General features: G+C 72.5%; 20 protein-coding genes and 1 pseudogene. 11 read left to right on the forward strand and 10 right to left on the reverse strand.

What is annotated here, in order from left to right; genetic code table 11:
• Nucleotides 1–58 precede the first annotated feature (58 nt).
• Complete coding sequence (locus AB0I67_RS26380) at nt 59–550, forward strand: helix-turn-helix domain-containing protein (RefSeq protein ID WP_357928212.1); 492 nt, start codon at nt 59–61, stop codon at nt 548–550.
• Nucleotides 551–578: 28 nt separating this feature from the next.
• Complete coding sequence (locus AB0I67_RS26385; protein ID WP_357928214.1) at nt 579–1,445, forward strand: NAD(P)H-binding protein; 867 nt, start codon at nt 579–581, stop codon at nt 1,443–1,445.
• A 6-nt stretch (nt 1,446–1,451) separates the two neighbouring features.
• Here the strand turns inward: AB0I67_RS26385 and AB0I67_RS26390 are convergent, their stop codons facing one another.
• Both AB0I67_RS26390 and ligD read right to left on the reverse strand, forming a co-directional pair.
• Complete coding sequence (locus AB0I67_RS26390; RefSeq protein ID WP_357928215.1) at nt 1,452–2,231, reverse strand: SAM-dependent methyltransferase; 780 nt, start codon at nt 2,229–2,231, stop codon at nt 1,452–1,454.
• Between the two features lie 17 nt (nt 2,232–2,248).
• Nucleotides 2,249–3,430, reverse strand: coding sequence for a non-homologous end-joining DNA ligase (gene ligD / locus AB0I67_RS26395; RefSeq protein WP_357928217.1), 1,182 nt, complete (start codon nt 3,428–3,430; stop codon nt 2,249–2,251).
• 53 nt (nt 3,431–3,483) lie between these two features.
• Between ligD and AB0I67_RS26400 the strand changes: the two genes are divergently transcribed.
• The gene (locus AB0I67_RS26400) at nt 3,484–4,686 is read left to right on the forward strand and encodes a cytochrome P450 (RefSeq protein ID WP_357928218.1); all 1,203 of its coding nucleotides are present in this window, start codon (nt 3,484–3,486) and stop codon (nt 4,684–4,686) included.
• A gap of 1 nt (nt 4,687) precedes the next feature.
• A complete protein-coding gene (locus AB0I67_RS26405; protein ID WP_357928220.1) occupies nt 4,688–6,088 on the forward strand; it encodes a hypothetical protein in 1,401 nt (466 codons plus the stop codon).
• 48 nt (nt 6,089–6,136) lie between these two features.
• Here AB0I67_RS26405 and AB0I67_RS26410 read toward each other — a convergent pair whose 3' ends face one another.
• Both AB0I67_RS26410 and AB0I67_RS26415 read right to left on the reverse strand, forming a co-directional pair.
• Entirely contained in the window at nt 6,137–6,877 is a 741-nt protein-coding gene (locus AB0I67_RS26410) for a crotonase/enoyl-CoA hydratase family protein (protein ID WP_357928222.1), read from the reverse strand.
• 40 nt (nt 6,878–6,917) lie between these two features.
• Entirely contained in the window at nt 6,918–7,304 is a 387-nt protein-coding gene (locus AB0I67_RS26415) for a hypothetical protein (protein ID WP_357928224.1), read from the reverse strand.
• Between the two features lie 120 nt (nt 7,305–7,424).
• On the opposite strand from AB0I67_RS26415, the pseudogene AB0I67_RS26420 reads away from it, so the two are divergent.
• Nucleotides 7,425–7,523, forward strand: a pseudogene (locus AB0I67_RS26420) (hypothetical protein); the annotation flags it as partial.
• A 19-nt stretch (nt 7,524–7,542) separates the two neighbouring features.
• Entirely contained in the window at nt 7,543–7,752 is a 210-nt protein-coding gene (locus AB0I67_RS26425; protein WP_357928377.1) for a hypothetical protein, read from the forward strand.
• A 3-nt stretch (nt 7,753–7,755) separates the two neighbouring features.
• On the opposite strand, the gene AB0I67_RS26430 is transcribed toward AB0I67_RS26425, so the two are convergent.
• The 3 genes from AB0I67_RS26430 to AB0I67_RS26440 all read right to left on the reverse strand — a co-directional run bounded on the left by AB0I67_RS26430 (nt 7,756) and on the right by AB0I67_RS26440 (nt 11,275).
• Nucleotides 7,756–8,520, reverse strand: coding sequence for a hypothetical protein (locus tag AB0I67_RS26430; protein WP_357928226.1), 765 nt, complete (start codon nt 8,518–8,520; stop codon nt 7,756–7,758).
• Between the two features lie 92 nt (nt 8,521–8,612).
• The gene (locus AB0I67_RS26435; RefSeq protein WP_357928228.1) at nt 8,613–9,173 is read right to left on the reverse strand and encodes an NADAR family protein; all 561 of its coding nucleotides are present in this window, start codon (nt 9,171–9,173) and stop codon (nt 8,613–8,615) included.
• Nucleotides 9,174–9,577: 404 nt separating this feature from the next.
• Nucleotides 9,578–11,275 (reverse strand): acyl-CoA dehydrogenase family protein, encoded by a 1,698-nt coding sequence (locus AB0I67_RS26440; RefSeq protein WP_357928230.1) that lies wholly within the window; start codon nt 11,273–11,275, stop codon nt 9,578–9,580.
• A 30-nt stretch (nt 11,276–11,305) separates the two neighbouring features.
• On the opposite strand from AB0I67_RS26440, the gene AB0I67_RS26445 reads away from it, so the two are divergent.
• From AB0I67_RS26445 to AB0I67_RS26455, 3 genes are all read left to right on the forward strand, one after another.
• Nucleotides 11,306–12,028 (forward strand): PaaX family transcriptional regulator C-terminal domain-containing protein, encoded by a 723-nt coding sequence (locus AB0I67_RS26445; protein WP_357928231.1) that lies wholly within the window; start codon nt 11,306–11,308, stop codon nt 12,026–12,028.
• A gap of 47 nt (nt 12,029–12,075) precedes the next feature.
• A complete protein-coding gene (locus AB0I67_RS26450; protein WP_357928232.1) occupies nt 12,076–12,735 on the forward strand; it encodes an alpha/beta hydrolase in 660 nt (219 codons plus the stop codon).
• A 78-nt stretch (nt 12,736–12,813) separates the two neighbouring features.
• On the forward strand, nt 12,814–13,209 hold the full coding sequence (locus AB0I67_RS26455) for an ASCH domain-containing protein (RefSeq protein ID WP_357928234.1): 396 nt from the start codon (nt 12,814–12,816) through the stop codon (nt 13,207–13,209).
• A gap of 145 nt (nt 13,210–13,354) precedes the next feature.
• On the opposite strand, the gene AB0I67_RS26460 is transcribed toward AB0I67_RS26455, so the two are convergent.
• Together AB0I67_RS26460 and AB0I67_RS26465 are read right to left on the reverse strand one after the other, a co-directional pair.
• On the reverse strand, nt 13,355–14,398 hold the full coding sequence (locus AB0I67_RS26460; RefSeq protein WP_357928236.1) for a hypothetical protein: 1,044 nt from the start codon (nt 14,396–14,398) through the stop codon (nt 13,355–13,357).
• Between the two features lie 97 nt (nt 14,399–14,495).
• The gene (locus AB0I67_RS26465) at nt 14,496–15,941 is read right to left on the reverse strand and encodes a glutamate--cysteine ligase (protein WP_357928239.1); all 1,446 of its coding nucleotides are present in this window, start codon (nt 15,939–15,941) and stop codon (nt 14,496–14,498) included.
• A 102-nt stretch (nt 15,942–16,043) separates the two neighbouring features.
• Between AB0I67_RS26465 and AB0I67_RS26470 the strand changes: the two genes are divergently transcribed.
• Nucleotides 16,044–17,093, forward strand: coding sequence for a DUF4352 domain-containing protein (locus AB0I67_RS26470; RefSeq protein ID WP_357928241.1), 1,050 nt, complete (start codon nt 16,044–16,046; stop codon nt 17,091–17,093).
• A gap of 45 nt (nt 17,094–17,138) precedes the next feature.
• Nucleotides 17,139–18,170 (forward strand): zinc-dependent alcohol dehydrogenase family protein, encoded by a 1,032-nt coding sequence (locus AB0I67_RS26475; RefSeq protein ID WP_357928243.1) that lies wholly within the window; start codon nt 17,139–17,141, stop codon nt 18,168–18,170.
• Here AB0I67_RS26475 and AB0I67_RS26480 read toward each other — a convergent pair.
• Nucleotides 18,167–19,264 (reverse strand): class I SAM-dependent methyltransferase, encoded by a 1,098-nt coding sequence (locus AB0I67_RS26480; protein WP_357928246.1) that lies wholly within the window; start codon nt 19,262–19,264, stop codon nt 18,167–18,169. The two genes, AB0I67_RS26475 and AB0I67_RS26480, sit on opposite strands and share 4 nt — an antisense overlap.
• Nucleotides 19,265–19,406 lie beyond the last annotated feature (142 nt).

A 19,406-nucleotide genomic window follows, 5' to 3' on the forward strand; every position in this document is an offset into this window, starting at 1 on the left:
AAAGTCGTGAATACGGTAAACTACGGATTCTTGACGCCGGCGGCACGAGAGGAGCGGGATGAGGGACGAGGAGAGCGTTCGGCGGTTCGTCGAACGACTGAGCCGCACGCTGACCGACTGGGGGTTCCCGCCCATGGCGGCGCGGGTGCTGATCTCGCTGTCGGTGGCCGAGGAGGAGACGCTCAGCGCGGCCGACCTGAGCGAACGGCTCGGCGTGAGCCCGGCGGCGATCTCCGGCGCGGTGCGCTACCTCATCCAGCTCGGCATGGTCGCCCGCGAGCCCATCCCGGGCTCCCGGCGCGACCACTACCGGCTGCTCACCAACAACTGGTGGGAGGCCGCGCTCACCAAGGTCTCCCTGTACAAGACGCTCGCCGACATGGTGGGCGAGGGCATCGACGCGCTCGGCGGGCCCGAGACGCACGCCGGGAAGACCATGACCGACCTGCGGGACTTCTACCTGTTCATGCACCGCGAGATCCCGCTGCTGTTCGACAAGTGGCGCGAGAGCGTCACATCGGACGAGCCTGGCCCGTCCAGTCCGGGGTAAGGGGCCCGGCGACGGGAAGGAGCGGGCGATGCGCGTGCTGGTGACCGGAGCGACGGGGATCCTCGGACGGGAGACGGTGCCGCGGCTGGCCGCCGCGGGCCACGAGGTGCGGGCGATCAGCCGCCGCCCGCGTCAGGAGCCGGGCGTGCGCTGGCTGGTCGCCGACCTGGCCACCGGCCAGGGGGTACGGCAGGCGGCCGACGGCGTCGAGGCGGTCGTCCACCTGGCCTCGCTCCCCCACCGCGGCCGGCGCACCGCCTCGGTCGACGTGGCCGGCACCCGGCGGCTGATCGAGGCCTCGGCCGGGGTCGCGCACCTGCTGTACGTGTCCATCACCGGCGTCCAGCACGCGCCGGTCGGCTACTTCCGGCACAAGCTGCGCGCCGAACGGCTGATCGCGCAGAGCGGGCTCGGCTGGACCGTCCTGCGGGCCACGCCCTTCCACCAGTGGCTCGACGGGCTGCTCGGCAAGGCCGGGCCGGTGCTGCCGGTGGATCCCGGCGTGGCCTGGCAGCCGGTGGACGCCCGCGAGGTGGCCGGGCGGCTGGCCGAGCTGCTGGACGAGGGACCGCGCAAGGGCATCGAGGAGTACGGCGGGCCCGAGGTGCTGGGCACCGACGTGCTGGCCCGGCAGTGGCGGGCGGCCCGGGGGCGGCGGTTGCTGCTGCCGAGGATGCCGTGGCCCGGGCGGGTGGCCGCCGCGCAACGCCGGGGGCTGCTCAACGGGCCGGCCCGGGGGCGCACCACGTGGGCGCGGTACCTGACGCCTGCCGTACCCGAGGAGGAGCCGGATCTGGCCGGCGAGTACGGCGGGCCGGTCATCGAGACCCGCGGGCAGCAGAGCGGGCGGGTCTACGGCGAGGACGACGGCTACGAGCCGCCCACCCGGGTGTGAGCGCGGTCAGGGCACGCGGGCGACGATGCCGATGACGTTGGGCTTGGAGTAGTCGGGCCGCAGCCCCGTCCGCCAGGACCGGACCGGCACCAGCTCCGGCTCCAGCAGCTCCAGCCCGTCGAAGAGGGCGGCGAGCTGGGGCCGGGTGCGAGGGGTGATGCCGCCGGGCGCGGAACGCGCGTACACCTCCTGGGCCGCGGCGACCGTGGCGTCGGAGGTGGTCTCCCCCGCCGAGGCGTGCGACATCACGATGTAGCTGCCCGGGGCCAGCCGCGCGCGGATCTCGTCCATGACCCGGGCGAGCTCGGCGTCGTCGGTGACGAAGTGCGCGATGGACAGCAGCAGGACCGCGACCGGCCGGTCGAGGTCGAGGTGCTCGGCGGCCTGCGCGAAGATGTCGCCGGGCTCGCGCAGGTCGGCGCCGATCACGTGCGCGTTACCCCCGGCGGCCAGCAGCGCCCGGCCGTGGACGAGCACGATCGGGTCGTTGTCCACGTAGACGGTGACCGCGTCGGGGGCGGCGCGCAGGGCCACCTCGTGCACGTTGTCCTGGGTCGGCAGGCCGCTGCCGATGTCGAGGAACTGGCGGATGCCCGCACCGGCCAGCAGCGTGACGGTGCGGCGCAGGAAGTCGCGGTTCTCCCTGCACATCTCCACCGCGTCGGGGACCAGCTTGAGCAACTGCTCGGCGGCGAGGCGGTCGACCTCGAAGTTGTCCTTCCCGCCGAGCCAGTAGTCGTAGATCCGCGCCACGCTGGGCTTGGTCGTGTCGATCTCCAGCTCCATGCGAGGAGCCTAGGCGATCACGCCCAGGGGTTGTAGTCCGATTCGAGAGCTTCCTGCGGCGGGCGGAGGTTTTCCGGCACATGCTGGAGGTTCACCCGGATCCGGTACCACACGCTGCTGCGCCCGCGCATGCCGTCCACGAGCACGTCGGCGGGCTCGAGCAGGGCGGCGACCTCCGGATGGCGGGCCTTCCAGCGGTCGAGCCCGGCCAGCGCCTCCTCCTTGTGCTGCGCCTTGGCGATCTCGATCACCGGCATCTGCTGCACGCGGCGGCCCTCACCCTTGGGCGGCTTCGGCGCGGGCCCGAGCGACTCGGCCAGCTCCAGCAGCCCGGCCAGCGAGCCGGGCTCCAGGCCGAGGTCCTCCCAGGGGTCGCCGCGCTCGGCCAGGCGCTTGGGCACGGTGTCGAGGGTGAACTCCTCGGGCCGGCAGCCGGGCACCTCGTCCCAGGTCAGCGGGGTCGAGACCCGGGCGTCGGGCACGGCGCGCACGGAGTAGGCGCTGACGACGGTGCGGTCGTAGGCGTTCTGGTTGAAGTCCACGAAGACGCCGTGCCGCTCCTCCTTCCACCAGCGGGCGGTGGCGACGTCGGGGATGCGCCGCTCGACCTCGCGGGCGACCGCCTCGGCGGCCTTGCGCACCTGGGCGAAGGTCCAGTCGGGGGTGATCCGGGTGTAGACGTGGAAGCCGCGCGAGCCGGAGGTCTTCGGCCAGGCGCCCAGCCCGTGGTCGCCCAGCACCTCGCGCACGACCTGCGCGGTGGTCAGGATGTCGGCCCACGGCACGCCGGGCACCGGATCGAGGTCGATGCGCAGCTCGTCCGGGTGGGCCAGGTCGCCGGCGCGCACCGGGTGCGGGTTGAGGTCGACGCAGCCGAGGTTGACCACCCAGACGAGCTGGGCCAGGTCGGTGACCACGACCTCCTCGGCCGACAGTCCCGAGCGGTAGCGCAGCTCGGCGACCTCGATCCAGTCGGGCCGCTTCTTCGGCGCGCGCTTCTGGAAGAAGGCCTCCTCGGCGATGCCGTGCACGTACCGCTTGAGGATCATCGGCCGGCCGTCCACGCCGCGCAGGGCCGCCTCGCCGACGGCCAGGTAGTAGCGCACCAGGTCGAGCTTGGTGTGCCCGCTGTCGGGGAAGACGACCTTGTCCGGGTTGGTGATCTGCACCTGTCGCCCGGCGACCTCGATGTCCGGCATAAGGCCCAACATACGTTCTTCCCACGCGGGGTTCGCCTGGCTAGCGTGCGATTATGCCGGATCTTGAGAGCTTCCCCTTCCCGCCTTGCCCGCGCGGGCGTCCCGCCGACGCCTACGCCCGCCGCCTGGCACACGAACCCGCCGGCCGGGTCCGCCTGCCCAGCGGCGACGAGGTCGTGCTGACCATGCGGCACGACGACACCCTCGCCGTGCTCAGTGACGCGCGCTTCACCCGCGAGCTGTTCTACGAGGGCGCGCCCCGGCTGTACGAGGGCTTCAGCTTCAGCGACATCCCCGGCCTGCTGATCAGCACCGACCCGCCCCGGCACACCCGGCTGCGCCGGCTGCTGGCCGGCGCCTTCACCCCGCGCCGGATCGAGCAGTGGCGGCCCCGCGTGCGCGCCGTCGCCGACGAGCTGCTGGCCGGGCTGCCCGGCGAGTTCGACTTCGTCTCCGGCTTCGCCTTCCCGCTGCCCGTGCAGGTCATCTGCGAGGTCATGGGCGTGCCCGGGATCGACACCGAGCGGGTGGCGAGCTGGGCGGAGGCGATGCTCTCCACCTCCGGGCTGCCCCTTGAGGAGAAGCTCACCGCCGGCGCCGGCTTCCACGCCTACGTCGCCGGGCTCATCGAGGAACACCGCGCCGACCCCGGTGACGGCATGCTCGCCGTCCTCGTGCACGCCCGCGACGAGGAGGACCGGCTCACCGAGGAGGAGCTGGTCGTGCAGACCATGGGGCTCTTACTGGGCGGCTACGAGACCACCGGCTCGGTGCTGTCCCGGTCCGCGCAGCGGCTGCTCGACCCCAGGCCGGAGGGGTACGGCCGGCTGGCCGCCGACCCGTCGCTGGTGCCCGCGGCGGTTGAGGAGCTGCTGCGGCTGGAGTTCCCCGGCGACACCACGCCCATCCGGGTCGCGCTGGAGGACGTCGAACTGCCCTCCGGCGCGGTGATCGCCAAGGGCCAGGGCGTCATCGCCTCCTTCATCGGCGCCAACCACGACCCCGCCGTCTTCCCCGACCCGGCCGCCTTCCGCCTGGACCGGCCCATGCCCTCGCCGCACCTCGGCTTCAGCCGCGGCATCCACTACTGCCTGGGCGCCAACCTGGCGCGGATGGAACTGCAGGAGGCGCTGTCCGCCCTGGTCACCGGCTTGCCCGAGCTACGGCTCGCCGTACCCGCGGACGAGCTCGACTGGACCACCGGCACCATGGCCCACCGCCCCGCCCGGCTGCCGGTCGTCAAGGACGGCCGCTGACGTGCGAGGCGCCCTGCCGGCGCTGGCCGCCGCGCTCTCCCTGCTCCTCGCTGCCTGTACGGCGGAGCCGTCCCGGCAGCCCGCCAAGGCCCCGGCGGCGAGCCGGACCCAGAGCCCGCTCGGGGACGGGACCACGATCCGGCCCGGCGACCTGGCCGGCTACCTCGACTCGGCCGAGCACGACACCGCCCTGGTCCCGGTGGCGAACGTGCCGCGCCGGCCGCCCATGGACGTCGAGGAGGCGGTCGGCTCCGACCTCGCCTTCACCGGCGGCTACGCCATCGCCGGGAACTACCTCGGCTTCACCGTCTACGACATCTCGCGGCCCGAGCAGCCCCAGGTGGTCAGCCAGGTGTACTGCCCGGGGCCGCAGAACGACGTGACGGTCAGCGGGAACCTGCTGTTCCTCTCGGTGGACCTGGGCATGGGCGGCGAACGCTGCGACGCGCCCGGCACCGGCGACTGGGAGGGGCTGCGCATCTTCGACATCGCCGACAAGCGGGCGCCCCGGTACGTGGGCGCGGTCCGCACGCCGTGCGGCTCGCACACCGCGACGCTCATCCCGAGCGACGACCCGGCGTCGGTCTACCTGTTCGCCACCTCGGCCCCGTCGCGGACCTCCGGGAGCGCGTGCCATGCGGCCAAGGGCAGCATCACCGTGGTCAAGGTGCCGGTCGCCGATCCCGCCCGGGCCACGGTGGCGGCGCAGCCGGAGCTCCTGGAGGACGGCGGCAGCCCGGCGGGGACCGACCACATCCTGGTCGGCGGGTGCCACGACGTCACCGTCTACGCGCCCAAGCGGCTGGCGGCGGCCTCCTGCATCGGGGACGGGCTGCTGCTGGACGTGTCCGACCCCTTGCGGCCCAAGGTGCTCGACCGGGTGCGTGACCCCAAGCACTTCGGCTACTGGCACTCGGCGGTGTTCAGCCAGGACGGGAGCAAGGTGGTGTTCTCCGACGAGTTCGGCGGGGGGCGGTCCAGTGTGTGCCCTCCGGCGAGGGGTGGGACCTGGGGGGCCAACGGGGTCTACACCCTGAAAGGGACCAAGCTCACCTTGCAGGGATATTTCATGATTCCGCGGGTGGCTCGGGGGACGTGTAGCGCGCACAACGGGTCTCTGGTGCCGGTGCCCGGACGGGACGTCATGGTCCAGGGGTGGTACGAGGGCGGGGTCAGCGTCATCGACTTCACCGACCCGGCTCATGCCCGGGAGATCGGGTACTTCCAGCGGGGGCACGCGCCGGTGTCCATGGGTGGGAGTGGGGGGTCCTGGTCGGCTTACTACTACAACGGGTACATCTACTCCAGCGACCTCTACTCGGGGCTGGACGTGCTAAAACTGACCGGGGTGCGGCAGGAGGGGCAGCGGCTGACCGAGTTCAACGCCCAGACCCAGGGCTGACGGGCTCTTGGGGGCGCGGTGTCCTTCCGGTTCTTTCGGGTCGCGGGTTCAGAAGGCGCCGTGGCGGCCCTCTCCGGCGGCGAAGCGGGCCGCGCCGCCCACCGCGTCCCCGAGCGCGGTCATCCCGTGCCGCAGCTCGTTGACGATCGCCTCCCCCTCCGGCAGCCCCTCCTGCTCCAGCGCCGACAGCCTGTCACCGCGCAGGCACGTCTGCGGGAACCGGGCGAGCTGCCGGGCCAGCTCCTCGGCATGCTCGCGAGAGGAGCCGGTCGGCACGACCCGGTTGGCCAGCCCCATGGCCAGCGCCTCCGCCGCCCCCACCGGCCGCCCGGTGAGGATCAGGTCCATCGCCCGCGACAACCCGATCAACCGCGGCAGCCGTACCGTCCCCCCGTCGATCAGAGGCACGCCCCAGCGGCGGCAGAAGACCCCGAACACCGCGTCCTCCTCGGCCACCCGCAGGTCGCACCAGAGCGCCAGCTCCAGCCCGCCCGCCACCGCGTGCCCGGCGACCGCGGCGATCACCGGCTTGGTGAGCCGCATCCGGGTCGGGCCCATCGGCCCGTCGCCCTCCTCGCCGACGTGGTTGTCCAGCGCCTTGAGGTCGGCCCCGGCGCAGAAGGTGCCACCCTCGCCCCACAGCACCGCGACCGCCGCGTCCGACCGCTCGAACTCGGCGAAGGCGTCGCTCAGCGCGTCGGCCGTCTTGCGGTCGACGGCGTTGCGGACCTCCGGCCGGGAGAGCACGACCGTGCTGACCGATCCGTCCCGTTCCATCCGCACGCTCATGGGGCGAGCATCCCCGCCCGCCCCGCCGGACGCAAGGCCGCTACGGCGTGTAGACCTGCTGGACCCGGACGATCTTCTTGCCGGAGAACCAGACGTGGAAGCCCATCTGCTTGGTCGCCTTCGGCCGCAGCTTGGTGTTGAGCCAGGAGTAGGACACCTTCTTGGACTGCGACTGCCCGGCCAGGATGTTCACGTACAGCTTGGCGCCGGGGGCCACCTCGTGCTTGCGCCACTTGCCGGTGCGCTTCCACTGCCAGGCCTCGAACTCGGGGTGCGGCCAGATCTTGCCCTTGGCGAACCACAACTCCCCACCGCCCGCGGCGTGCAGGAACCCGAACACCTTGGTCGCCGTCGTGGCGGCTTGCGCCGGAGGAGCCAGCAGGGTGAGCCCGAGCGCGACAGCCAGGAGGACACTTCGTACCTTCATGGGTCCATTCATACCGGTCCACCGGCCCTCTGTGCACGGCGGCAGCAGGCAGGGAAGATCCACAGCATGCCCACCCTCATCTACGAGACCCACTCCATCACCACGGACAACGAAGCCGGCATGGCCACCGGCTGGCTCCCCGGCGACCTCTCCCCCTCGGGCCGCCGCCTCGCCGCCGAGCTCGGCGACCGCCGCCGCCACGACGGCCTGACCGCCGTCTACTCCTCCGACCTGCGGCGTGCCGTACAGACCGCCGAGCTCGCCTTCGCGGCCCACCCGCTCCTTCCTCGACGACCACGCCACCGGCCCCGGCCCCCTCCTGGTGATCGCCCACTCCGCCAACCGCTGGGCCCTGCAACACCTGCTGAACGGCATCCCTCTAGAGGACCTGGTGAACGCCCCCTTCACCTGGCAACCCGGCTGGACCTTCCACTTCCCGCCGCGCTGACGGTCACCGCTCCACCAGCGGACGGAACTGCGCGAAGTCGTCCCGGCTCGCAAGAGAGCGGCCGACGGAGACGAAGGAGAGCAGCCGCAGCGGCCGTCCGGCCCGGGCGGCGGCGAGCAGTTTGTGGTGCCCGTCGAGCAAGAAGTGGAACAGGCCCCAATGCTGCCGGTCGGAGAAGTACGGGCCGCTGACGTCAAGGACCCCGAGGGAGACAGCGGTACCGAAGGTGTCGGCCTCCGCGTACCGGGAGACGGTGGCCTCGTCCGTCGAGTCCAGAGGGCGCATCGGGACGGCGAACTGGAACAGGTGGTGCCGCTCACCGACCGGCTGGTCGCCGAGCCGGTAGTACGGGATGTTGGCCGGATCCGTGGCGTCGGGCTCTTCGACGTCCTCCTGAGTCCACAGGCGAGGCTGCTCCACGGCGAAGTAGTCCGAGCGGCTCCCCGGCTGCGTGAGGACCGGCTCCACCCGCAGCAGCACGACCAGGTACTCGCCTCGCGGCAGTTGCCCGCCGAACGCGCTGATCACATCGGCGTCGAGCCCGGACAGCCCGCTGTTGAGACGGTCCCGTACACCTTCCGCGGCGATCGGGAGCGGGGGCGCGCCCGGCTGGCGCCGCAGAACCAGACCGCACGTGCCGCATGAGTAGGTCAGGGCGTACCCGGCGACGCCGTTGATCGTCAGAAACCGCTCCAGCCAGGGGTCGTCGGCCGTCCCCTGCGCGAAGTCGATCACCGAATCGCGCGCTCCCAGTTCCATGATCGGCATATCGGCTCCCAACGGTAGGCGGAGATCAAACCAGGGCGCCCTGACTCCCGCCGCCCCCAACGAGGCACCGGCATTCCGACCGCTGGGGGTGCTCAGGATGCCAGTCGTTCGCGGGCGGTCATCAACGCGAAGCCCAGCAGGTTCAGCCCCCGCCACCGCTCCGGAGAGGCGGCCCGTTCGTCGTCGGCGGTCAGGCCGATCCCCCAGATCCGGTCCACGGGGCTGGCTTCGACCAGGACCCGGTTGCCGCTTGACAGCAGGAACCGCCGCAGGTCCGGGTGCTGGCCGAACTTGGCGAGGCTGCCGCGGACCACGATGTCGAAGCGGTGTGCATTCCAGGTCTGCTCGTCGAAGCCGCGCACCGTCCGCCCGACGGCCTTCGCCTCGCCCGGGTGTCTCGCCGCGAGGATCTCGGAGGCGGCTTCCTGGTCGCCGAACAGCCACGCCTTGTGCGCCATCATGTAGTGCTCGGCCGAGGCGAAGACGTGCCCGTCCTCCTGGAACTCGACCGGCCACCACTGCGACAGGCACCCCGCTGCGACGGTGCCGTCGCGGCTGGGGCGGTGGCCCCAGAAGTACAGGTAGCGCAGGCGCCGTCCCGCCCGTTCGGCGGCGATCGCCTCTTCCACCGTGCGAGGGAGCTGCTCGTTCACCCCGCCACCGTGCCACAGCGGCCTGAACCCGGGCCAATGGTTATGGCATGATCGCAGCCATGACGACGAGAAAGGCCCATGCCGCGTAGGCCCCCGTCGCGGGTACGGACCTGCGACACCCGCTGCACGAGCCACCGTCCCGCCGCCCATCTGCCCTCCCCGACTGCTCCGGCGAAGGTCCTCGCGGTCGGCTGGAGTTCGCCCTGCGCCGCCTTCCGGCGTGGGCCTCGCCGTACCTCTACGGTCTGGTCCGCCCGATCCACGCGAGGTTCCGGGCCAGGACGCTGGCCGACCCGCTCGCCTCCCCCGATCTGCCGTGGTGGGAACAGCGGCGGTCCTTCGACCATCCCGTGACTTCGCGCCCTCCGCCGCAGGTGCGCCCGTGAATCGCCGATGCTCCGGCTTCAGTCCGCGAAGGCTCCGGAGAGCAGCTCGTCGAAGTGCTCCAGCTCCTCCGCCGGGCGGTCGATGCCGCGGAGGGGGCCGTGGTCGGCGAGGTGGGTGTCGGCGTAGAGGCGGGCCACCAGCCCCTTGCGGGGGCCGTGGCCGGCGCGTTCCTCCCAGCCGGCCTGCTCCAGCAGCAGGGCGGCGCCGTAGACGTCGGCCATGAACTGGGCGAGTGGGAAGAGCCGGGCCTCGGCGACGTCGGGGGCGAGCGCGGACCAGGCGGTGATGGCCTTGCGGAGGTCGTCGAGGCGGTTGCGCACGAGGTCGGTGGTCGCGGCTTCGGCGGCGGGGGCCTGGTCGAGGGCGGCGGCGACGCGGTCGAGGAAGGGCTCGTGGGCGGCCTCGCGGAGCATGGCGCGCCGTACGTCCAGGCAGAGGATGTTGTCCCCGCCCTCCCAGATCGGGTTGACCTGGGCGTCGCGCAGGAGGCGGGCGACGGGCCACTGCTCGATGTAGCCGTTGCCGCCGTGGATCTCGATGGCGTCGCTGGCGGCGGTGACGCCCAGGCGGGCGGCGCGAAGCTTGATCAGGGCAGGGGCCAGGCGCAGACGGGGGCCGCAGAGGCCGTCGAAGACGAGCGCCTGGACGGCCTCGGTCTCGACGATGAGCTCGGCGAGCTTACGGCGCATGAGCGGCTGGTCGATGAGGCGGCGGCCGAAGGCCTCACGGGCCGAGGCGTAGCAGAGGGATTCGACAAAAGCTCGGCGGGCGGCGCCGGCGCCCATCATGGCGACGCCGAGCCGCGAGGCGTTGGTGAGCTGCATCATGGTGCCGAGCCCGGAGCCGGAGCCCTCCCCTGCCAGCAGGAAGGCCTCGGCGCCGGTGAACTCGACCTCGGCGGAGGCGACGGAGCGGGTGCCGAGCTTGTCCTTGAGCCGGCGGATGCGCACCGCGTTGCGGGTGCCGTCGCGGCGCTCCCAGAGCACGAGGAAGGGCTTGATGTCACCGGTCGGGAGCTTGGCGAGCACCACGAAGGCCGAGCCGTTGGCGTTCGAGGCGAACCACTTGAAGCCGGTCAGGCTCCAGGCGTCGCCGTCCGGGACGGCGGCGGATTCCAGGGCGGCGAGGTCGGAGCCGCCGGTGCGTTCGGTGAACATCTGAGCGGCTTCGCCGGAGTAGAAGCCGTTGGCGAAGATCGTGCGGACTCGTTCGAGGACGTCGGCCGGCGCGTACTTCTCGGCCAGGCCGACCACCATGTCACCGCCGGTGCCGAGCGCGCAGCCCATCCCGATGTCGGCCTGGTCGAGCAGGTACGTCCAGGCCGCACCGAGAGCGCGGGGATCCGCCCCGTTCGCGACGGCCTCGGCGGCGAAGGCGGGCGAGGTGAAGTTGTTGCTCATCAGCGCCGTGCGGGCGGTCTCGAACGAGGGCGGCATGACCACCTCGCTCACGTCCCGTCCCCACTTGTCGTACTTCTCCAGCCTGGGCGGGTTGCGGTCGGTCTCCTCCGCGCAGCGGGCGATCAGGCCGCCGGTCAGCTCGCCGAGCTGGTCGAGGTACGGCTCGGCCCAGCCGTACCCCTCGCCGAGGTGGCGGCGCATGAGCAGGCGGAGCGCGGGGTCGCCGCGCCACCAGTTGCGCCCGGTGGCGCCCTGGTAGTGCTCGGTGGCGTAGCGGTCGCTGGCGTCGAACGGCTCGATGAGGTACCGGCTCATAGCGCGAGTGTTACATATAATCGACACGCGATGGAAGAGCGTAATAGTGGACTCAGTGCCCGGTCGGCCGTGCTCAGCGCCCTGCTCGGCTGCCACCCGCCCAGCTTGGCCGCCCGGCACCTGGTGCGGATCGGGGAGCTGTTCGGGATCGCGGAGGGCACGGTCCGGGTGGCGCTGTCGCGGATGGTGGCGGCGGGGGACCTGGTGCAGGCCGACGGGCGGTACACGCTGTCGGAGCGGCTGCTCGAACGGCAGGCGCGCCAGGACGAGAGTCGCGATCCGCACGTCCGGGCCTGGGGCGGCACGTGGGAGATCGCCGTCGTCACGGCGGAGCGCCGCGCTCAGGCCGACCGGGCGGCGCTGCGGGACACGATGTCCCGGCTGCGGCTCGGCGAGCTGCGGGAGGGCACGTGGATGCGGCCGGCGAACCTGGTGCGGGAGTGGCCGGACATCGTCACCGCGCAGTGCACCCTGATCGACGGGCGGCCCCGCGCGACGGATCCGACACCGTGGTTGTGGGACCTGGACGGCTGGGCAGCCGAGGCCCGGCGACTCGAGGGGGCCCTCGGACGGGCTACCGGGCTGGCCGAGGGGTTCCTGGTCTCCGCCGCGGTGTTGCGCCACCTGCTGAAAGACCCGCTGCTCCCGCCCGAGCTCCTGCCCGCCGACTGGCCCGGCGAGCGGCTACGCGCCCGCTACGACGACTTCGACCGGGGTTTCCGCCGGGTCCTGCTGGAGCACATCGGGATGTAGCCCCACGGCACCGATGACTTCTTCCGAGCCCAGGAGTCCATACCCGCATGACAACTTTCGCGCTCATTCACGGCGGCGGCGGCAGCGCCTACGACTGGCACCTGGTCGAGGCCGAGCTGCACCGCCGCGGGCACGACACCGTCGCCGTGAACCTGCCGGTGTCCGACCCGGACGCAGGCCTCTGGGAGTACGCCGACGCCGTCGTGCGGGCGGTCGGCGAGCGCGGCCCGGTCGTGGTGGTGGCCCACTCCTGGGGCGGCTTCGTCGGCCCGCTGGTCTGCGCCCGCCTCGACGCCGCCGCGCTCGTCCTGGTGACCGCGATGATCCCCAGCCCGGGCGAGGCGCCGGACGAGTGGTGGGAGCGCAGCGGCCGGCCCGACTCCGACGTCGACGACGAGTACGAGCTCTACCTGCACGACGTCCCCCGCGAGCTGGGCGAGCGGGTGCTGGCCCACGACGCCGCCCTGAACGAGAAGGCCGCCATGGAGCGGGCCTGCGCGGAGCCCTGGCCGCTGCCCGCCTGGCCGGACGTCCCCACCCGGTACGTCCTCTGCCGCGACGACCGCTTCTTCACCCCGGAGTTCGCCCGCCGCCACGTGCGCGACCGCCTCGGCATCACCCCGGACGAAGTGCCCGGCAGCCACATGGCGATGCTGTCGCACCCGGCCGAGCTCGCCGCCTACCTGGCCGGCGTCACGGCCTCCTGACCAGCCTCCATCACCGGTACGGCAGGCCCATCCGGCCCTGGACGTCGATCAGGTTCAGGCCTCGGTAGGGTGCGGGACATGTGGGGACGGATCGATGGGCTCAGGACGTTGGACCTCGGCACGCCGGGCGAGATGCGCACGCACCTGAACGGCCTGGTGCTGGCCGGGGTGAAGACCGGCACGTCGAGCGTGCTGGAGCACGACTACCGAGCGGAGGGCGAGGCGGTCGAGCACGTGGGTGAGCGGCTCGTCCTGGTCGACGACGACGGCGGCCGGTTGGCGGAGGTCGAGGTGACGGCGGCCGAGGTCGTGCCGTTCGCGGCGGTGACGTGGGAGTTCGCCGAGTCCGAGGGCGAGGGGTTCCGCTCGGTCGAGCACTGGGGCGAGGCGCACCGCGCCTTCTGGACCGCCGCGGGCTACGAGATCGACGAGCACACCGAGATCGTCTGTGTGAACTTCCGGCTGGCCGGCTAGCCGACCCGCGGGTCACGGGTTCGTGACGGAGGCCGGCAGCCGCCTTGGCCTGCGGCGGGACGGGGCGTTCTGGGGCACACCGAGCTCACCCGGCCCCGGGCTGCACGGCATCGAACTCGGTCTCTGGACCAAGCGCACCAGCCGGTCACGGTGAGACGGCGAAGACGGCGCGGCGGTTGCGGAACTCGCTGACGCTCCAGATCTTGCCGTCCTGGAAGGTGAGGTCCTCCGGCCCGATGCACCAGGGGCGGGAGATCGACGGGCGGCCCGGGGCGGCGACGAGGAGGCGGCCGTTGCGCTGGTTGCGGAAGGCCTGGCTGAGGTACCAGGTGCCCTTCACGGACACGGCGCCCTGGATCATCTCCGCGCCGAGGGTGAAGGCGTCGCGCGGGACGCCGGAGGCCAGGTCGCCGCCGGAGGCGAGGTCCCAGCGGGCGACGCGGCCGAGCGGCGTGCCCTCCTTGTACTCGCCGGAGGCCAGCGTGCCGCTGGTGTGGTCGACGCCGACGAAGGAGAAGACCGCGCCGCGCTTGACCAGCCGCCAGGAGTCGCTCTGCGGGATCACGTAGCGGTAGCCGAAGGCGTGGAAGCGGCCCTCGTGCCGGCCGACGCGGTCGGCGTCGCCGAGGTCGGACTGGGCGGTCCGCAGGTCGAGCAGGTTGTTGAGGTCGAAGACGCGCAGGCCGCGGAAGGTGTCGGCGACGTAGAGGCGGTCGCCGACCCAGCCGCAGCCGCCGGCGTGGATGTCGATGGGGCCGTAACTCCCGTCGGGGCGGGCCTCGACGAGCAGGCAGTGCTGGTACCGGAGGGTGCGCGGGTTGAGGAAGGTGACCCGGCAGCCACGCTCGCCGGTCTTGGTCTCCGGCTTGTAGTACCAGGTCACCGCGAAGGCCGGGACGCCGACGCCGCCGGAGTCGGCGCTGCCGCTGAGACCCTGCGGGTACCAGTCGGCGGTGTCCTCGTCCTTGGCGTCGAAGGCGTACCAGTCGACCGGCTTGGGGGTCATCGTGCCGATGAACCCGCTCGCGCCGCGGCGCACCCCCGTACGGTTGCCGGTGGCCAGCACGCCTTCGACGGCGGTGGCGCCGATCTCGCCGGCGAGCTTGGCCGCGCCTTCGGCGTAGGTGCCGGTGCTCCGCTGGAGGGTGAAGGGGGTCGGGTCGGCCTCGGTCATCCCCATGGCGGTCATGTCATCCTCGCTTTGCCGTCCGTTGTGGTCAGTTTGACGGGCGAGGCTGGACATTAGTTGCGTTTCTCCGGCACCTCTTCCGATGGGCCGCGGAAGGTCAGCGCCACAGGTGCACGGGCACCCCGCTCAGCGCGAGCTTGCGGTAGGCGGTGACCAGGGCCCGGGCGTCGCCGGGGAACTCCCGCTGCCACACCGCGCCGGTCCGCCCGGTCCGCACCCGCTGGGCGATGATCTCCAGGGCGGTGTCGGCCTCGTCGGGGACGACGCCGGCTTCGAGGAGCCCGGCCCTGGCCTGCGGCAGCAGGCTGAGGATGAGCTCGGAGGCGTCGAGCTCGCCCTCGTGCCCGGGCCAGGACAGCTTGGCGGACAGGCCCTGGCGGGCGGCGCGGTAGAAGTTCTGGTAGACCTCGCCGAACTTGTAGCCGGTCAGGTCGCGGTGCGACTCCGACAGGGTCAGTCCCAGCAGGAAGGCGGCGTTGGCCGTCATGTCCGCGCAGGTCGGCCCGGCGGGCAGGGCGCGCATCTCGATCCGCAGGTGGCCGCCGTCGGCGGGGTCGTAGACGGGCCGGTTCCACATCCAGACGGTGCCCATCTGCAGCCGGAGCTCGGCCAGGTCGGGGATGCCGCCCTGCCGTACGGTCTCCAGCGGGTCGGGGGCGTCGGTGAGCGCGGGCAGGACCGGCTCGTAGTCCTGGACGCAGCGCTCGAAGAGCTCGTAGGCGCCCTCGCGCACCCAGTCGGAGCCGAAGGTGACGCGCCCGTCGCGGCGGTAGAGGCGGCCGACGTCGCGGTCGTCGGCGGCCTCCTCCATGAGCACGATGCGGGTCTCCTCCCAGAGCCGCCGGCCGAGGAAGAGGGGCGAGTTGCCGGCGGCGGCGAGCACGGGGCCGATGGCGAGCTGGGCGGCGTTGAACAGCGGGGCGAAGCGCTCCGGCGGGGTGCGGAGGTGGATCTGCCAGGAGGTGTTGGCCGCTTCGAGCAGCACGTCCTCGACGACGAGTTCGAGGTCGTCGACGCGCACCACGAACGGTTCGAGCCGGACGCGGCGCACGCCGCGGCTGAGGGCGCGGTAGCGGGCCTCGTCGCTCATGGCGTGCGGGGTGAAGTCGCCGGTGCCGAGGGTGGGCAGGATGCCGATCGGGATCGCCCCGCCGCCTCCGCCGCCGTCGTCACCGTCGACGTCGAGCTCACCCGCCGCGCGGTCGACGAGCGCGGTGATCTCCTGCAGCTCGTCGCCCATCGCGCGGAACGGCGACCCGGCCAGCGGCACGGGGGTCAAATTGCCTTCCAGGTTGAAGCGGCCCAGCTCCAGCGTGAGCCGCGGGTCGCCGATCGCCTCGAGGAGTTCCTCGTTGCGCGGCAGCGGATCGCCCATCTTGTCGATGAGGAACAGCTCCAGCTCACCGCCGATGGTGGTGTCGCCCTGACCGAAGCCGGGCCGGTCGAGCAGCTCGCGGAAGGCGGCGAGCTGCTCGACCAGGCGCTCACCGAAGACGGCGAATTCCTGCTCGGTGAAACGCTCCTTGTCCAGTTCCTCTCCCATGCCCTCCTTCTGACCGGACGCGCGAACCTGACACCTCGCTCAGGGCGAAATATCAGCGGCGATTACTCTTTGTAGTAGGTGCACTACTCAGGGGGATTCACGATGAATGAGCACGATCGCACCGGCGAGCCCGACGACGCCGCGGCCAGGGCCGCCGAGCGCGCCCGGGAGGAGATCGCCGGGACCGGCGGCCGGGCCGGTGAGCCGGGCGGCTTCCGGGAGCCCACCGCCGAAGGCGGCACCGTCCCGGGCACGCCGGGACGCACCGGCGAGTTCGCCGAGGGCCGGGACCGGTTCGACCCGGACCGCCCCGCCACCGACGACCCGCTGCTCGGCCGGACGAGCCGCGCAGAGAGCACGACGGGCCGGACAGAAGGCACGACCGGCCGGACAGAGAGCGCGTCCGGCCGGGCCGAGGGCATGACCGGCAGGACGGAGGACGTGACCGGCCGGACGGAACGCACGACCGGCCGGGCGGAGGCGGCGGCCGGCAACGGGGCGCATCGCGTCGGGCGGACCGAGACCGGCCGCAAGGGCGGCAACGCCAAGTGGTGGTGGCTGGCCGTGGCCGCCGCGGCCGTGATCGGCCTGCTGTGGTGGGGCGGCTCGCGCAACACCACCCCGGAGGCGGGCCCCGCGCCCACCGCCGGGCAGGCCACCGACGGCCAGGGCGCCGGCCAGGCCGTACCCTCGCCCACCGACACCGCGGCGAGCTCGCCGGCCGCCTCGCCCACCGGCACCGAGACCGGGGCCGGGGCGGGCGCCGCCGGGACGGTCGCCGCGACCGAGGAGCCGCTGCGCTTCACCGTCGGCAAGCCCGAGCTGATGGAGTCGGTCGGCACCGCCCCGACGACCAAGGAGGCGGAGGGCCACTTCGCGGTGATCCCGGTCACCGCCGAGAACGTCGGCTCGGAGGAGGCCGTCTTCTCCGGCGCCATCCAGAGCGTGACCGGCTCCGACGGCCAGACCTACCTGCCCGACGTGTCCATCCTGCGCTACCTGCCGGACTCGAGCCGGCTCTACGAGCCGCTCGCGCCGGGCGCCTCGGCCTCGGGGCGGCAGATGTTCGACCTGCCGGACGACGTCACCCCGGTCAGCATGACGCTACACGCCGAGCGCGGCTCGAAGGGCGTCACGGTCGACCTGCCCTGACCTGGGGGTTGACCGTACCCGCAGGTCAAAGCCTAAGCTCAACGCGTGCGAGCCGTGCTTTTCGACCGCTTCGGCGGCGACCTCGACCTGTGCCAGGTCGCCGACCCCGTCCCCGCGCCGCACGGCGTGGTGATCCGGGTGGCCGCCACCGGCCTGTGCCGCAGCGACTGGCACGGCTGGCAGGGCCACGACCCGGACATCTCGGTGCTGCCGCACGTCCCCGGCCACGAGCTGGCCGGGGTGGTGGAGGCGGTCGGCTCCGACGTGCGGGGCTGGCGCCCGGGAGCCCGGGTGACCGTCCCGTTCGTCTGCGCCTGCGGCTCGTGTACGGCCTGCGCCACCGGCGACCAGCAGGTGTGCGAGCGGCAGACGCAGCCGGGTTTCACGCACTGGGGCTCGTTCGCCGACTTCGTGGCCATCGACCACGCCGACGTCAACCTGGTCGCCATCCCGGAGGACCTGCCGTACGCGACCGCCGCCGCGCTGGGCTGCCGCTTCGCCACCGCCTTCCGTGCCGTCGCCCAGGTGGGCCGGGTACGGCCGGGCGAGTGGGTGGCGGTGCACGGCTGCGGCGGCGTCGGCCTGTCCGCGGTGATGATCGCGGCGGCGGCCGGGGCGCGCGTGGTGGCGGTGGACGTCAGCGCCGACGCGCTGCACCTGGCCGAGCGGGCCGGCGCCACGCACTTCGTCAACGCCTCCTACGGCGACGCCGCCGCCCAGGTCATGGAGCTGACCAGGGGCGGCGCGCACGTGTCGCTGGACGCGCTGGGCAGCGCCCAGACCTGCGCCGCCTCGATCGAGGGGCTGCGCAGGCGCGGCCGGCACGTGCAGGTCGGCCTGCTGCCGGGCGGCCCGACGCCGCTGCCGATGGGCCGGGTGATCGGCTGGGAGCTGGAGCTGCTGGGCAGTCACGGCATGGCCGCGCACGCCTATCCGCCGATGCTGGAGCTGATCCGGAGCGGCACGCTCCACCCGGACCTCCTCCTCACCCGGACGATCGGGCTGGAGGAGGCGGGCAAGGCCCTGGCCTCGATGGGTTCGGTGCCGGGGGTGACGATGATCGTGCCGAACCCCTAGAGGCGGTGGATCTTGAGGTGGTCGCGCCAGCGGGCGATCGCCTCCTCGTCGGCGAAGGCCAGGGCGCGCATCATGTTGCCGCCGTCGCTGCGCCGGACGTTCGCCTCCAGGCGGCGGCGGAGCTCGGGGGCGAGCCGGGTGGTGCCCGCCTCGACGGTGTCGCCGTAGTGCGAGGCGAAGGCCACGCCCTTGAAGCCGGTCTTGCGCAGCAGCGTGGGCAGGGTCTGGCTGGAGTAGAACATCAGGTGGTTCTTGGTGAAGCCGCTCCACTTGGAGCCGTAGGCCTTCAGCAGCAGCGAGCGCGCGTTGACGGTGAGGATCATCAGCACGCCGCCCGGCGCGAGCAGCTCGCGGAAGCCGGTGAAGTCGTCGAGCGGGCGCGGCAGGTGGGCCAGCACCGACCACAGGGTGATCACGTCGAAGCCGCCGGCGGCGATCTCCGGGATGTCGGCGGGCGCGCCGAAGTGCGCCCGGGCGCGGGTGCCGCCCTCGGGCACGGGCAGGGCCTGCAGCCGCGCGTTGGCCTGCTCGACCGAGTCGGGCGACAGGTCCACGCCGCTGGCGTCGAAGCCGCGTTCCTGGGCGAGCTCCAGGAACAGCCCGGCGCCGCAGCCGAAGTCGAGCAGCCGCCGGCCGCGTCCCTCCTCGAAGACCGGCCCGAAGCTCTTCATGACCAGCCGGTAGCGGCGCTGCCGGTTCTCGGCGTAGTCGCCGGTCAGGAACTTGCTGTAGCTGTTGGCGTACAGGTCGCCCAGGCGTTCGGGGCGGACGTTGGGGTTGCGGTAGAGGAAGCCGCAGGAGGGGCAGCGGACGACGTGGTAGCGCCAGCCCTTGCCGCCGGTGGGCTCGAAGAGTTTCTGCTGGCGGGATTCGCCGCACAGCATGCAGCTCAGGTATTCCTCGATCTCGCCGAGCGGCACCCGCTCGCGGTATTCGTCGAGGGAGATCACCGGCGTGCGGGCGATCCGCAGGCGCCACTGGGCCTCGCGGATCTGGCGTTCGCCGGGCCGCACGTAGACGCGCTGGCCCCACGGCACCTTGTCGTATCGCGTGCCGTACACCAGCTTGTAGAGCTTTCGGCGGGCAGAGACCATGGGCGGCACCTCACACAGGTCAGGGGGCCCCCGAGTTTTGCCCCGTTTCGCGGAGACTATGCCAGCAGAATTCCGCTCGCGTTCATGAATTCCCATTTTCACCATATTGGGGACCAACCAGCTTGATGAGATGACTTTTCAG

It is taken from the genome of Nonomuraea sp. NPDC050310 (assembly GCF_040655795.1).
In the GTDB taxonomy this organism is placed as follows: Bacteria; Actinomycetota; Actinomycetes; order Streptosporangiales; family Streptosporangiaceae; genus Nonomuraea.

Bases quoted from the DNA above. Each gene is read 5' to 3' on its own strand.
- AB0I67_RS26450 (WP_357928232.1), top strand. From the start codon at position 12,076: ATGACAACTTTCGCGCTCATTCACGGCGGCGGCGGCAGCGCCTACGAC.
- AB0I67_RS26415 (WP_357928224.1), bottom strand. From the start codon at position 7,304: ATGAAGGTACGAAGTGTCCTCCTGGCTGTCGCGCTCGGGCTCACCCTG.
- AB0I67_RS26470 (WP_357928241.1), top strand. From the start codon at position 16,044: ATGAATGAGCACGATCGCACCGGCGAGCCCGACGACGCCGCGGCCAGG.
- AB0I67_RS26480 (WP_357928246.1), bottom strand. From the start codon at position 19,264: ATGGTCTCTGCCCGCCGAAAGCTCTACAAGCTGGTGTACGGCACGCGA.
- AB0I67_RS26385 (WP_357928214.1), top strand. From the start codon at position 579: ATGCGCGTGCTGGTGACCGGAGCGACGGGGATCCTCGGACGGGAGACG.
- AB0I67_RS26400 (WP_357928218.1), top strand. From the start codon at position 3,484: ATGCCGGATCTTGAGAGCTTCCCCTTCCCGCCTTGCCCGCGCGGGCGT.
- AB0I67_RS26380 (WP_357928212.1), top strand. From the start codon at position 59: ATGAGGGACGAGGAGAGCGTTCGGCGGTTCGTCGAACGACTGAGCCGC.
- AB0I67_RS26390 (WP_357928215.1), bottom strand. From the start codon at position 2,231: ATGGAGCTGGAGATCGACACGACCAAGCCCAGCGTGGCGCGGATCTAC.
- AB0I67_RS26455 (WP_357928234.1), top strand. From the start codon at position 12,814: ATGTGGGGACGGATCGATGGGCTCAGGACGTTGGACCTCGGCACGCCG.
- AB0I67_RS26440 (WP_357928230.1), bottom strand. From the start codon at position 11,275: ATGAGCCGGTACCTCATCGAGCCGTTCGACGCCAGCGACCGCTACGCC.
- AB0I67_RS26460 (WP_357928236.1), bottom strand. From the start codon at position 14,398: ATGACCGCCATGGGGATGACCGAGGCCGACCCGACCCCCTTCACCCTC.
- ligD (WP_357928217.1), bottom strand. From the start codon at position 3,430: ATGCCGGACATCGAGGTCGCCGGGCGACAGGTGCAGATCACCAACCCG.
- AB0I67_RS26430 (WP_357928226.1), bottom strand. From the start codon at position 8,520: ATGCCGATCATGGAACTGGGAGCGCGCGATTCGGTGATCGACTTCGCG.
- AB0I67_RS26410 (WP_357928222.1), bottom strand. From the start codon at position 6,877: ATGAGCGTGCGGATGGAACGGGACGGATCGGTCAGCACGGTCGTGCTC.
- AB0I67_RS26445 (WP_357928231.1), top strand. From the start codon at position 11,306: ATGGAAGAGCGTAATAGTGGACTCAGTGCCCGGTCGGCCGTGCTCAGC.
- AB0I67_RS26465 (WP_357928239.1), bottom strand. From the start codon at position 15,941: ATGGGAGAGGAACTGGACAAGGAGCGTTTCACCGAGCAGGAATTCGCC.